The organism is Arenimonas daejeonensis, from assembly GCF_007993735.1.
GTDB classification, from domain to species: Bacteria; Pseudomonadota; Gammaproteobacteria; order Xanthomonadales; family Xanthomonadaceae; genus Arenimonas; species Arenimonas daejeonensis.
Genome location: NZ_CP042453.1, coordinates 850,300 through 863,760, shown reverse-complemented (window position 1 = coordinate 863,760; position 13,461 = coordinate 850,300). Strand labels below are relative to the sequence as shown.

The 13,461-nt window shown below is 68.3% G+C and carries 8 protein-coding genes and 3 pseudogenes; 6 read left to right on the top strand and 5 right to left on the bottom strand.

Annotation, left to right across the window (positions count from 1 at the left end; translation table 11 throughout):
- Positions 1 to 55: 55 nt before the first annotated feature.
- The gene (gene aceB, locus FRZ33_RS04135) at positions 56 to 1,660 is read right to left on the bottom strand and encodes a malate synthase A (RefSeq protein WP_146907843.1); all 1,605 of its coding nucleotides are present in this window, start codon (positions 1,658 to 1,660) and stop codon (positions 56 to 58) included.
- 117 nt (positions 1,661 to 1,777) lie between these two features.
- On the opposite strand from aceB, the pseudogene FRZ33_RS04130 reads away from it, so the two are divergent.
- Positions 1,778 to 2,736 (top strand): annotated as a pseudogene (locus FRZ33_RS04130) (LysR family transcriptional regulator).
- Here FRZ33_RS04130 and FRZ33_RS04125 read toward each other — a convergent pair.
- A pseudogene (locus tag FRZ33_RS04125) lies at positions 2,733 to 3,319 on the bottom strand (lysophospholipid acyltransferase family protein). The pseudogenes FRZ33_RS04130 and FRZ33_RS04125 sit on opposite strands and share 4 nt — an antisense overlap.
- Positions 3,316 to 3,741, bottom strand: a complete 426-nt coding sequence (arfB, locus tag FRZ33_RS04120; RefSeq protein ID WP_146907841.1) for an alternative ribosome rescue aminoacyl-tRNA hydrolase ArfB — start codon at positions 3,739 to 3,741, stop codon at positions 3,316 to 3,318. Before arfB ends, FRZ33_RS04125 begins: the two are co-directional and overlap by 4 nt.
- A gap of 77 nt (positions 3,742 to 3,818) precedes the next feature.
- On the opposite strand from arfB, the pseudogene FRZ33_RS04115 reads away from it, so the two are divergent.
- From FRZ33_RS04115 to plsB, 5 genes and pseudogenes are all read left to right on the top strand, one after another.
- Positions 3,819 to 5,795 (top strand): annotated as a pseudogene (locus FRZ33_RS04115) (UvrD-helicase domain-containing protein).
- Between the two features lie 49 nt (positions 5,796 to 5,844).
- Positions 5,845 to 6,780 carry a 5'-nucleotidase, lipoprotein e(P4) family gene (locus FRZ33_RS04110; RefSeq protein WP_227978103.1) on the top strand — a complete coding sequence of 312 codons (936 nt, stop codon included), beginning with the start codon at positions 5,845 to 5,847 and terminating at the stop codon, positions 6,778 to 6,780.
- A gap of 4 nt (positions 6,781 to 6,784) precedes the next feature.
- Positions 6,785 to 7,486: an orotidine-5'-phosphate decarboxylase gene (pyrF, locus tag FRZ33_RS04105; RefSeq protein WP_146907839.1), complete on the top strand. Its 702-nt coding sequence runs from the start codon at positions 6,785 to 6,787 to the stop codon at positions 7,484 to 7,486.
- A gap of 244 nt (positions 7,487 to 7,730) precedes the next feature.
- Positions 7,731 to 8,678: a hypothetical protein gene (locus FRZ33_RS04100; protein WP_146907837.1), complete on the top strand. Its 948-nt coding sequence runs from the start codon at positions 7,731 to 7,733 to the stop codon at positions 8,676 to 8,678.
- Between the two features lie 8 nt (positions 8,679 to 8,686).
- A complete protein-coding gene (gene plsB, locus FRZ33_RS04095) occupies positions 8,687 to 11,239 on the top strand; it encodes a glycerol-3-phosphate 1-O-acyltransferase PlsB (RefSeq protein WP_146907835.1) in 2,553 nt (850 codons plus the stop codon).
- Here the strand turns inward: plsB and FRZ33_RS04090 are convergent.
- Positions 11,236 to 13,071, bottom strand: coding sequence for a S8 family serine peptidase (locus FRZ33_RS04090; RefSeq protein WP_158637081.1), 1,836 nt, complete (start codon positions 13,069 to 13,071; stop codon positions 11,236 to 11,238). The genes plsB and FRZ33_RS04090 overlap by 4 nt on opposite strands.
- On the bottom strand, positions 13,059 to 13,337 hold the full coding sequence (locus FRZ33_RS15075) for a hypothetical protein (protein WP_158637080.1): 279 nt from the start codon (positions 13,335 to 13,337) through the stop codon (positions 13,059 to 13,061). Before FRZ33_RS15075 ends, FRZ33_RS04090 begins: the two co-directional genes overlap by 13 nt.
- Positions 13,338 to 13,461: the final 124 nt, after the last annotated feature.

Here is a 13,461-nt window from a genome sequence, read left to right as displayed (position 1 = left end):
TGGGGTTCTTTGCTCCCTCCCCTGCTTGCAGGGGAGGGTTGGGGAGGGGTGGGCACTAGCCCAGACGCTCATACGCCGGCAGCGTCAAAAACTCCGCCAGCTCGTCGGCATGCGTCAGCTGGTCCAACAACGCGATCGCCTCGTTGATCTTCGCGCCGCCCGGCAGCTTCATCCGGTCGGCCAGCTTCGAAGGCAATGCCAGCAGCGCGCGGTCGAACAGCGAGAAGTCCACCGGCGTACCGTCGTCCAGGTGCAGCTGGCCGTTGTGCAGCCACTGCCACAGCTGGGCGCGGCCGATCTCGGCGGTGGCGGCGTCTTCCATCAGCCAGTGGATCGGCACGCAGCCCTGGCCGTCGAGCCAGGCGGCCAGGTAGCGCACGCAGACCTCGACGTTGTTGTCGAACCCCTTGCGCGTGATCGTGCCCACGCTCGGGCGGATCAGCGTGTCGCGGTCCACGGTGACGTCATCGCGACGCACCGCCTGCTGGTGCGCGCCGGGCATCTTCGCGTCGAACACCTCGCGCGCGATCGGGATCAGCGCGGGATGCGCCACCCAGGTGCCGTCATGGCCGGCGCCGGCTTCGCGCTGCTTGTCGGCGCGCACACGCGCCAGTGCTTCCTCGTTGGCGATGGGATCACCGGCGATCGGGATCTGCGCCGCCATGCCACCCATCGCATGCGCGCCGCGGCGGTGGCAGGTCTGGATCAGCAGTTCCGAATACGCCTTCAGGAACGGCTGGGTCATGCCGACCTGGCCACGCTCAGGCAGCACGCGGTCGCGGTGCTTACGGAAGGTCTTGAGGTAGGAAAAGATGTAATCCCAGCGTCCGCAGTTCAGGCCGGCGATGCGGCCGCGCAGCGCGTGCAGGATCTCGTGCATCTCGAACACCGCCGGCAGCGTCTCGATCAGCACCGTCACCTTCATCGCGCCTTCGGGCAGGCCCAGGCGCGTTTCGATGAAAGCCAGCACCTCGTCCCACAGCGCCGCCTCTTCCATGGACTGCAGCTTGGGCAGGTAGAAGTACGGGCCGCGGTCCTTCGCCTGCAGCGCGGTCGCGTTGTGGAAGGCGAACAGGCCCAGGTCGAACAGGCTGCCGCTCAGGCGCTGGCCGTCGACGATCACGTGTTTTTCGTCCAGGTGCCAGCCGCGCGGGCGCACGATCAGCACGGTCTTGGAAGCCGGGTCGAGCACGTAATGCTTGCTGCCGTCCGGTGCCATCCAGTCCAGGCTGCCGGCCACGGCCTTGCGCAGCGCGCGCTGGCCGGTGAGCAGGTTGTCCCAGGTCGGGCAGGTCGAATCCTCGAAGTCGGCCATGTAGCAGCTGGCGCCCGAGTTCATGGCGTTGATGACCATCTTCGGGTCGACCGGGCCGGTGATCTCGACGCGACGGTCGAGCAGGGCCTGCGGCAGCGGCGCCACAGTCCAGTCGCCTTCGCGGATGGCGCGGGTGTCGGCGCGGAAGTCCGGCAGCTCTCCGGCATCGAAACGGGCCTGGCGCTGTTTGCGGGCGGCCAGTCGGGCCTGGCGCTCGGGCTCGAAGGCCCGGTGCAGGTCAATCAGGAAGCCCAGGGCCGCCGGGGTCAGCAGGTCTTCCTGGCCCGCCAGCCGGGGACCGGTCAGTTCCAGGGGATTGAGGATGCGTGCGGCGTCGCCAGCCATGGGTTTGCTCCACTTGTCTCGTGAGCTCGAACCTAGGCCTGCCGGGTGGCTTTGACAAAACAAATGTTTTGATAGTTAGTATTAGCCCGCCTTATACCGATTAAGGAACAGTGGCTTATGCCCGCTCCGACGGCCCGTTTTACTACAAGGGCGACCGATTGAAGCCCTTGCGGGCCTTCTGCCAGGTCGCCCGGCTCGGTTCCGTGTCGCGCGCGGCCGAGGCGCTGTTCCTCAGCCAGCCGGCCGTGACCCTGCAGCTGCAGGCCCTGGAACGGGAGCTGGGCCAGGCCCTGTTCGAACGCATCGGCCGGCGTTTCAGCCTGACCCGCGAGGGCCAGGTGCTGTACGACCTGGCCCGCCCCCTGGTCGAGGGTCTAGACGGCCTGGACGGGGAATTCCGCAGCCGGCTCAAGGGCCTGCAGGCCGGCGAACTGCATGTCGCGGCTGGCAGCTCGACCATCCTGTACCTGCTGCCGGCCCTGGTGCAGGCCTTCCGGGCCCAGCACCCGGAGGTGCAGCTGGTGCTGCACAACGTCACCGGCAAGGACGGCCTGGGCCTGCTGCGCTCGGACGGCGTCGATCTGGCCGTGGGTTCGATGCTGGACGTGCCCACCGACCTGGCCTACGCCCCGGTCTATTCCTTCGACCCGATGCTGATCTGCCCGCCCGACCACCCGCTGGCCAGCAAGTCCAACCTGATGCTCGAGGACCTGTCGCCCTATGGTCTGATCCTGCCGCCGCGCCGCCTCACGACCTACCGGCTGGTGGACCTGGTGTTCCAGCAGCGGCGCGTGCCCTACACCGTGGCGCTGGAAGTCGGCGGCTGGGAGGTGATCAAGCAGTACGTGGCCATGGGCCTGGGCATCAGCATCGTCACCGCGATCTGCCTGACCGAGGCCGACCAGAAACGCCTGGTCGCACGCAGCCTGGCCGACTATTTCCCGCCACGCAGTTACGGCGTGGTGATGCGCAAGGGCAAATACCTCAGCCCGCAGGCGCGCGCCTTCATCGACCTGATCAAGCCGGGGCTGTTCGAACGCCGCGACTATTTCGACACGGGGCCGTCGGAACGCTAGACGGTGCCGCGGTTCTTGCCCTGGTAGGGGCGGTAGATCGCGGATGCGGGCCATGTCGGCGGCCGGGTCGTCGGTGAGCTCGACCAGCGGGCCCAGGCCGATGGTCTTGTCCGGGTAGTGGAACCAGGCGCAGAACACCGGCACGTCGGCGCGGCGGGCGATCTTCCAGAACCCGGTCTTCCAGTGTTCGACCCGCTTGCGGGTGCCCTCCGGGGCCAGCACGAACCACATGCGCTCGGCCGCGCGGATTTCGTTCGCGGTCTGGTCGACGATGCCGCCCGGCGCGCCACGGTCCACCGGGTGCCCGCCAAAACGGCGCAGCAGCCAGCCCAGCGGCCCCCAGAACAGCTCGGCCTTGGCGATGAAGGTGATGTCCACGCCCCAGGGCCAGCTTCGCCGCCAAGCCCCAGACCGCGTCCCAGCCGGAAGAATGCGGCGCGGCGATCACCACCATGCGCGGCACGTCGGGCCAGTCGCCGGCGATGGTCCAGCCGCCGAGGCGCAGGAGACTGCGACCGATCCAGCGGCCGAACCGGTTGTCGGTGCGCGGCGCCGACGGCGGCAAGGCCGGGATGCGGGTCATTCCCTGTCCCAGGCGCTGGCGCTGCGCTGCCGCTTCACGGTGGCGCGTTCGCGCTTGGCGCCGAGCCGGCGCTCCTTCGATCCCTTGCTCGGCTTGGTGGCGACGCGCTTTTTCGGCGCCACCAGGGCGGCGGCGATCAGGGCGGACAGGCGCTCGCGGGCGTCCTCGCGGTTGCGGTCCTGGGTGCGGTAACGCTGGGCACTGAGCACCAGCACGCCCTCGTCGGTCAGCCGCCGGTCACGCCGGGCCAGCAGGCGCGCGCGCACCGCCTCCGGCAGGGACGGCGAATTCGCCACGTCGAAACGCAGCTCGACCGCAGTCGAGACCTTGTTGACGTTCTGCCCGCCCGGGCCGCTGGAACGCACGAAACGTTCGGACAGCTCGTCGTCGGGGATGGTCAGGCTGGGGCTGATCTGGAGCATGCGGGGGATTGTAAAGCCGTACCGGGCACGCCGGCGCACACGGCAGCGGTCGCCCGGCCCGGTACAATCCCGCCCTCATGTCCGGCCTGAATACCCCCAGAAAGAAGCGGTCGCCTACACCGGCGGCCCCCTGCTCGTGCTCGCCGGCGCGGGCAGCGGCAAGACCAGGGTGATCACCGAGAAGATCGCCCACCTGGTCGCCAGCGGCCGGCACGAGGCCCGGCACATCGCCGCCATCACCTTCACCAACAAGGCCGCGCGCGAGATGCGCGAACGCGTGGCCAAACGCGTGAAGGGCGACGACGCCGACAACCTCACCATCTCCACCTTCCACTCGCTGGGCCTGCGTTTCCTGCAGATCGAACACGAGCGCGCGCAGCTGCGCCGCGGTTTTTCGATCTTCGATTCCGACGACCAGATGGCGATCATCAAGGACCTGGCGACGCCCGGCCTGAAGAACGACGCGCTGTATTCGCTGCACAACCTGATCAGCGCCGCCAAGAACAACGCGCTCTCGCCCGAGCAGGCCGCCGAGGCCGCGCGCTCGGCCCGCGAACGCGAGGCCGCCGGCATCTATGCCCGCTACCAGGCGCGCCTGCAGGCCTACAACGCGGTGGATTTCGACGACCTGATCCGGCTGCCGCTGACCCTGCTGGAGGCCGACCCGGACCTGGCCGCCGGCTGGCGCGAACGCATCCGCTACCTGCTGGTGGACGAATGCCAGGACACCAACGGCGCCCAGTACCGGCTGCTCAAACAGCTGGCGGGCGCCAAGGGCAACATGACCTGCGTCGGCGACGACGACCAGAGCATCTACGCCTGGCGCGGCGCCCAGCCCGAGAACCTGGACCAGCTGGCCAGCGATTACCCGAACCTGAAGGTGATCAAGCTCGAGCAGAACTACCGCTGCACCGGCCGCATCCTGCGCTGCGCCAATACGCTGATCGCGAAGAACCCGCATGCGCACCTCAAGCAGCTCTGGAGCCAGCACGGCGACGGCGAGCCGGTGCGCGTCTGGCAGTGCCGCAACAACGAACACGAAGCCGAACGCGTGGCGGGCGAGATCCACTACCTGCACCAGGCCAAGGAAATCCCCGGGGCGAGTTCGCGATCCTGTTCCGCGGCAACCACCAGTCGCGGCCGCTGGAAAAGGCGCTGCAGCTGCTGCGCATCCCCTATCACCTGACGGGCGGCACGAAGTTATGGATCGCGCCGAAGTGAAGGACGCGCTGTGCTGGCTGCAGGTGCTGGCCAATCCCGACAACGACGCCGCCTTCCTGCGCGCGATCGCCGCGCCCAAACGCGAGGTCGGCGCCACCACGCTGGAAAAACTGGCGGCGATGGCGCAGACCGCGGGCCTGCCGATGTCGGTGGCCGCGGGCCAGATCGGCTTCCTGAAGCAGCTGACGCCACGTGCGGCCGCGGGCCTGGAGGAATTCACCCGCATCGTCGAACGCCTGCGCGACGTCGCCGAAAAGGTGACGCCGGCCGAACTGGTGCCGATGCTGGCCGAACAGAGCGGCCTGCTGGCGATGGTGCGCAGCCAGTGCAAGGACGAGGCTTCGTTCCAGCGCCGAAAGGCCAACCTCGACGAACTCGCGTCGTGGTTCGAGGGCGCACGCGGCGGCGGCCCGGGCGAACTGGCCGCGCAGCTGGCGCTGCTGTCGAACGCCGACCGCGGCGAACCCGGCAACGCGGTGCGGCTGATGAGCCTGCACGCGGCCAAGGGCCTGGAGTTCCGCGCGGTGTTCGTGGTCGGCTGCGAAGACGGCAACCTGCCGCACGAAGCCAGCCTGGAAGAAAACCGGCTCGAGGAAGAACGCCGCCTGATGTACGTCGGCATCACCCGCGCCAAGGAACGCCTGACCCTGTCGCACAGCGCCGAGATCAAACGCTGGGGCGCGATCGAACACCTGCTGCCCAGCCGTTTCCTCGACGAACTGCCGCCCGGCGACCTGCTGCGCGACGGCAGCGACCCCGAACGCGAGACCGCCGAGAAGAAACAGCGCGGCCGCGCCCACATGGACGCGATCGCGGCCATGTTCAACGAATGATTCACTCGCCCCGGCTAGACTGGGCCGCTCAGCTACGGACCAAAAATTGATGACCCCGACCAAGACCCTCACCCTCGGCGCCCTGGTGCTGGCCCTCGCCGCCTGCCAGACGATGCCGGGCCGCAACGCAGAAAGCGGCGCGACCGCCACGCCCGAAAAACCCGGCCCGGTGCGCATGGCGGTCGAACCGCCACCGCGCCGTCTCGGCCCGGCCGCCAACGACAACCTCAATGCCGTGGCCTGGGTGCAGGCTTCGGCCGAATACCGGCTGCTGGCCGGCCAGACCTTCCGCGGCGCCCTGGTCCAGCTCGACCGCGCCCTGAAGACGCCGGACTGGGACGCCCTGGTGCCGGAGGAACGCGCCAACCCCGCCACCGGCCTGCCGCCGGCGGTGATCGTGGACATCGACGAGACCGTGCTCGACAACTCGCCCTACCAGGCCCGCCTGGTGCGTGACGGCGGCCACTACGACGAAGTGACCTGGGACGGCTGGGTGCGCGAGGAGAAGGCCAGGCCGGTGCCCGGCGCGCTGGAGTTCGCCCAGGCCGCCGCCGCCCGCGGCGTCACCGTCTTCTACGTCAGCAACCGCGCCGCCCATCTGGAAGAGCCGACGCTGAAGAACCTGCGCGCCGCCGGCTTCCCGATCGAGAAGCCCGAGCAGTTCCTGGGCCTGGGTTTCTTCGTCGAAGGCTGCGAGCAGCTGGGCTCGGAGAAGGGCTGCCGGCGCCAGTGGGTCGGCCGCACGCACCGGGTGCTGATGCAGTTCGGCGACCAGATCGGCGACATGGCCACGATCCTTATGAACACGCCCGAGGGCCGTGAGCAGGCCATGGCGCCCTACCTGGGCTGGATCGGCGAGCGCTGGTTCGTGCTGCCCAACCCGACCTACGGCAGCTGGGAGCCGGCCCTGTTCAACAATGCCTGGGAACTGCCCGAGGCCGAACGCCGCCGGATGAAGCTCGAACAGCTCGACTACGCGGAGTGAACCGATGATCCCCGTGCGCGACCGCCTGATCTTCGCCCTCGATGTGCCGACCGCCGCCGAGGCCCGTGCCTGGGTCGACCGGCTGGGTGATTCGGTCGGCTTCTACAAGATCGGCATGGAGCTGCTGACCAGCGGCGACTACTTCCGGGTGCTGGAGGAACTGGCCGGCCGCGGCAAGAAGGTGTTCGTTGACCTGAAGTTCCACGACGTGCCGGCCACCGTCGCCAGCACCATCAAGGGCCTCGCCCGTTACCCCGTCACGTTCTGCACCATCCATGGACAACATGACGGCATGATGCGCGCCGCTTCGCAGGAGAAGGGCGACATCAAGCTGCTGGCCGTGACCGTGCTGACTTCCATGGACCGCAGCGATCTTCGGCAATTGGGCATCGATCGTGAGCCTTCCGGGGTCGTCCTGGACCGTGCCGCCGCCGCCCGGGCCGCCGGCTGCGACGGCGTCATCGCCTCGGGCCAGGAAGCCGGCGCCCTGCGCCAGGCCAACGGCGCCGGTTTCCTGATCGTCTGCCCCGGCATCCGCCCGGCCGGCCCCTCGAACGATGACCAGAAGCGCACGGTGGACGTACCGACCGCCTTCACCGCCGGCGCCGACCACATCGTGGTGGGCCGGCCCATCCGCCAGGCGAGCGACCCGGCCGCTGCCGCGGAGGCCATCCAGGCCCAGATCCTGACCGCTATTGGTCAATAAAATCATCAGCTTGCCTGCTTATACTTCAGGTGTTGCATAAACTCGGGGACGGCCTATCCTGCGGCCGTCATCGGGCGACCGGCCCGCCGGAATCCACAACGATGACCCGTCCTCCGGTTCATCCGGACTTCGCGGGAGGCCCTGGGCCTCCCGTTTTTTATGGGGTCCGTCCCCGACCGGCCAGAACAGGCCGCGAACATTCGATCTGCTAGATTCGGCGCCAACCCTTCAAGACCCCTCCCGCATGACCTCACGCCTGCCCGCCTGGGCTTTGTTTGCCCTGCTTTCCTTCGTCATCGTCCTGGGCGCCTGCCGACGCGAGCAGGCCGAACCGGCACGTGCGTCCGGTGACCCGGTGGCCGCCGTGGAAGGCCTGGCCGGGGCCCTGCGCGACAACGACCTGGTGCGCTATTCCCGCCTGAGCCTGCCACCCGACCTGCATGCCCGCAGCGAGGCGCTGTGGCTGCAGCGCCAGGCCGAGGCCGAGCCGCCCACGCCAGAGGACGCTGCCGAATACGAAGACATGATGGCCCGCCTGATGGCGCCCGATGCCGAAACCGCCCTGATGCGCGACCTCGAGCCCAAGCTGGCCAAACTCGAAACCGAGATCGCCGGCCAGTGGCCGCTGATGCAGGCCACCGCCTCGATCTTCCTCAACGCCATGATCCAGGCCAACACCGAACTCAGCGATGCCGAGAAGGCGCACGGCAGCGAAGTCGTGGCCAGCCTGATGGCCTGGGCCCAGCCGTCGCTGTTCACCGACCGCGAGCGTGCCCGCCAGGCCGTGGCCGCGCTGTCGCGCACCGCCCGCGAACTCGACCTGCCGACCCTGGACCAGGCGCGCGCGCTGCCGATGCAGCCGGCGCTGGAAAAGGGTGGCATCGCCCTGGCCGGCGCCAAGGACGTGGCCCGCGCCTATGGCCTGGACCTAGACCGGTCGCTCGATGGCGTGCGGGCGGAACTGGTGTCGGCCGAAGGCGACCAGGCCGTGGTGAAGGTCAGCTACCCCCTGCTCGACAAGACCGTGAGCTTCGAGATGGCCATGCAACGCCGCGACGACGCCTGGTACAGCGCCGAAGCCGTGGCCCAGGCCGAGGCCGAGCTGGCGGAAGCCGCCGGGTCCGCCCCGGCCGATGAGGACGCGCCGGACACCGGCGCCGTTGCCCCGGCCTCCGCCGACACCGCCGAGTGAATCCCGACATGGATGCCCCGCAGGCCCCGGCTCCCCGCCCGCCGTCGAAATCCGCCCGCCCGCCGCTGTGGGCGCGGTTCATGGAAAAACTGCTGCAGCCCTGGATCGAGATCAAGCGCGAGCCGGCCGAGATGCCGTTCAATCTCGACCGACCGATCTGTTATGTGATCGAGAACTACGGCCTTTCGAACTCGCTGATCCTCGACCGCGCCTGCCGCGAAGCCGGACTGCCTTCGCCACTGGCGGCGCTGCCGGGCGATCCGCTGGGCCGCAAGCGTGCCTACGTGGCGCTGTCGCGCCGTCGCGCCGGCCTGTTCGGCCGGCCCAAGAACCGCAGCCATTCCGACGCGCTCTCGCGCCTGCTGATGGCGCACCGCCTGTACCCCGACCAGGACGTGCAACTGGTGCCGGTGTCGATCTTCGTCGGCCGCGCACCGACCCGGCAGTCGGGCTGGTTCTCGGTGCTGTTCTCGGAGAACTGGGACCTGGTGGGCCGCTTCCGGCGCCTGCTGGCGATCCTGCTCAACGGCCGCGACACCATGGTGCAGTTCTCGCCAAGCGTGCGCGTGTGGGAAATCCTGGCCGACGACATGCCGCACGAACGCCAGGTGCGCAAGGTCAGCCGAGTGCTGCGCGCCCACTTCCGCAAGATCAAGACCGCCGTCATCGGCCCCGACCTCTCTACCCGGCGCCTGCTGGTGGACCGCGTGCTCGACGCCGAGCCGGTGCGCAAGGCGATCACCGACCAGGCGCGCCGCGACGGCACCGAATACCTGGAAGCCTGGAAGAAGGCGCACAACTTCGCCTGGGAAATCGCCGCCGACTATTCCAACCCGGTGGTGCGCTCGGCGTCGTTCGCGCTGACGGGTTTCTGGAACCGGATCTACGGCGGCCTCAACGTCAACCACATCGACACGCTCAAGCAGGTGGCGCCCGGGCACGAGGTCATCTACGTGCCCTGCCACCGCAGCCACATGGACTACCTGCTGCTGAGCTACCTGCTGTACACCCGCGGCATCGTGCCGCCGCACATCGTCGCCGGCGTCAACCTGAACATGCCGGTGATCGGACCGATCCTGCGCCGCGGCGGCGCCTTCTTCATCCGCCGTTCGATCCGCGGCAACGCGCTGTACGCGGCGGTGCTGGGCGAATACGTGGCGCAGCTGGTGGGCGAGGGTTTTTCGCTGGAGTACTTCATCGAAGGCGGACGCTCACGCACCGGCCGCCTGCTGCAGCCCAAGGGCGGCATGATCGTGATGACCATCAAGGCCTTCCTGCGCGCGCCGCGCCGGCCGGTGGTGTTCCAGCCGGTCTACATCGGCTACGAGAAGCTGATCGAAGGCAAGAGCTACCTGGACGAGCTGACCGGCCAGCCCAAGGAAAAGGAAACCATCTGGGCCCTGATCAAGGCCGGCGCCGGCATCCTGCGCCAGCACTACGGCAAGGTGGCGGTGAACTTCGGCGAACCGATCTTCCTGGACACGGTGCTGGCCGAACACGCGCCGGACTGGCGCGAACGCAACGCCGACCCGGACGACAAGCCGACCTGGATCAACGGCGCGGTCGAGGACATCGCCCAGCGCATCCAGGTCAACATCAACCGCGCCGCCGACGTGAACCCGGTCAACCTGCTGGCGCTGGCCCTGCTGTCCACGCCCAAGCACGCCATGTCCGAGGCCGACCTGCTGGCGCAGCTGGCCCTGGGCAAGAAGCTGCTGGCGGCGCTGCCGTACTCCGACCGCGTCACCGTGACGGCGCTGGAGCCGGCCGAGATCGTCTCTTACGGCGAGAAGATCGGCGTGCTCACGCGCACTGTGCATCCGCTCGGCGACGTGCTCGGCATCGAGGGCGAAACCGCGGTACTCCAGAGCTACTTCCGCAACAACGTGCTGCACCTGTTCGCCGCGGCGAGCTGGGTGGCGCTTTGTTTCCAGAACAACCGGCGCATGAGCCGCACCGGCCTGCTGCGGCTGGGCCGCACGATCTATCCCTTCGTGCAGGAGGAGCTGTTCCTGCCCTGGACCTCCGAGGAGTTCGCGCAGCGGCTGGACGCGACCGTGGACCTGTTCGTGGCCGAAGGACTGCTGACCGTGGCCAACGAGGACGAGGGCGGCATCATCTCGCGCGGACCAGGCCAGACCGACGAGGTGTTCCGCCTGCGCGCGATCGCGCACAGCCTGCAGCAGGCCTTCGAGCGGTATTTCATCGCCATCACCACCCTGGTGAAGAACGGTCCGCGCACGCTCAGCTCGGGCGAACTCGAGTCGCTCTGCCATCTCACCGCGCAGCGCCTGAGCCTGCTCTATGCGCCGGCGGCGCCGGAGTTCTTCGACAAGTCGCTGTTCCGCGGCTTCATCCAGAAGCTGCGCGAGATGAAGCTGGTCTGGGTCTGCCCGGACGGCAAGCTCGACTTCGACGAGCAGCTGACCACCTGGGAGAAGGACGCCAAGGTGGTGCTGGGTCGCGAGCTGCGGCACACCATCTCGAAACTCTCGCCGGAAGCGGTCAGCCGCATGACCGGGTCACAACCGGCCGCGCCGGCCGCCAGCGTCAAGGGCTAGCGGCCAGCGCGTGGCGCCCCGGTCAGGGCCGGAGGTGCCACTGGTTGATGTGGCCGACGTCTTCGGGACCCTCGTCCTGCGCGCGCAGATACCAGGTGCCGTTGGCGGTTTCGGCCGAGGCGTCCACGTAGTACTGCCTGATGATGTGGTCGGTGTCGCCACCCACGTTGGCCTGCAGCGGGTAAACGGCACCACTCGGCCCCACCAGGTCCAGCTTCATGTCGCCGCTGTAGGTATGGGCGACCTCGACACGAACCAGGGGTGCGGGCCAACGCCCTGCCGGTGCGGCGGAGCACCAGGATCGGGGATTGCGCCGTGCCCAGGTCCGGGATGGTTACGTCTTCGCGGTTGAGGAAAACCCGGGCGTAATGGCTGGTGATCAGCCGCGCACCGCTGTGCGCCGTCGCACCGCGCACATACGCGTAATAGTTCCCCTCCTGCATCTCGGGAATCCTGCAGACTTCACTGTTGCCTGCGTTGGTCGAGCGGCAGTCGTAGTCGGTAAGGGTCGGTGGTGCGCCGAACTTGACATACAGGTCGCCATTGCCGGTTCCCCCGGTAAGGGTGAAGCTGAGGTTCATGCCGCGTGAAATGTTCGGCAGTGAGAACCGGGTCCACGTGCCGGCCGCGCCGGCCGGTACGGAAATCGTCGTGCCGTTCCGGAGCGTGGCGATGGGTGCGGCCGGCAGTATTCCGGCAACGCCGCGGAGCGCGGCATAGGCGTTGATCTTGCCGGCGCCGCAGCCGCCCGGGCAATTGAACGGAGCGATCGGTTTGGAGGTCAGCTTGAGGATCCGTTCGACTTCGGCGGGCGTGTTCGGCGACAGCGACTGCATCAGTGCGACCACGCCGGCGACGTGCGGCGCCGCCATCGAGGTGCCCTGGTAATAGTAGTAACCGGGGCTTTCCGGCACCGTGGTGCCGCTGTCAGCCGTCGAGGCGATCCCCACCGTGCCATCCGGCGTGGTTCCCTCGCCGCCCGGCGCCGTCACGTCGATGAGCCCGCCGGCATTCGAGAAATCCGACCGGGTACCGTCCTGGTCGCTCGAGGCGACCGCAATCACGTTCGGGCAGCTCGCCGGGGTATACGACTCGACACTGGTGTTGCCGTTGCCGGCGGCAACCACCACCACGCTACCGCGTGCGACCGCCCCGTTGATGGCGTTCCGATAGGTTGTTCCGCACGATCCTTCGCCGCCAAGGCTGAGATTGATGACTTCCGCCGGGTTGGCATTCGCGGGTACGCCGCTGACGGCGCCTCCCGAGGCCCAGACGATGGCGTCGGCGATGTCGGAAGTGAAGCCGCCACATTTGCCCAGGACTCGCACCGGCACGATCTTCGCCAGCGGCGCGACACCGGCGACACCCACGCCATTGTTGGTATGCGCCGCGACGGTGCCTGCGACATGGGTGCCGTGCCAGGACGAATCCTCGGCCTCCTCGCCATCTTCGCATTCGTCCGCTTCCACCCAGTCACCCGGGTCGGCAGGGTTGTTGTCGCGACCGTTGCCATCATTGGCGGTAGCGATGTCGCCGATGAAATCGTAGCCCGCCAGCACCTGGGCGTTGAGGTCCGGGTGATTGGTGATGCCCGTATCCAGGACCGCCACGACCGCCCCGCTGCCCTTGCTGGTGTCCCAGGCCAGCGGCAGGTTGATGCCGCCGACCGGGTGGTTGTAGTGCCACTGCAGCGAGTACAGCGGATCGTTGGGCGTGTATGCCGGCTTCATGCGCAGGTCGGGCTCGGCATACTCGACGGCCGGGTCGGCGCGCAGCTGCTCAAGGAAGGCCTCCGCCTCGACCCGGTCGAGCTTCCGGCTCAGGCGGACCACGTCGGCACCCAGGCGATCTGGCGCAGGGACTGCGCCTTGAGGCCGCGGCTGCTGGCGATCCGGTTCAGCGCGCGCTCGCGATAGGTGGCAGCAACAACCGTCCGGTCGCTGTCGCGGAACTTGATGATGAAGCGGTCGTTGGTGGAAAAGTCCTGCTTGAAGCCCGGCTTCAGCGGAGGCTGGATGTCGCGCTCGACGGCGGACAGCGGTGACGCCAACATGGCCGCGACGGTCGCGGCAAGAACGGTTTTGGAAACATGCTTCACGATTGGATCCCCCTAATCTGGCACCAACGGCTGCCAGGACCCCGGCAGGGGTCAGTAATTTGAATGGACGCTGGTCGGATTGTGCTTCAGCGGGACGCCTCGCGAAAGGCCCGGCAGCTCCTGC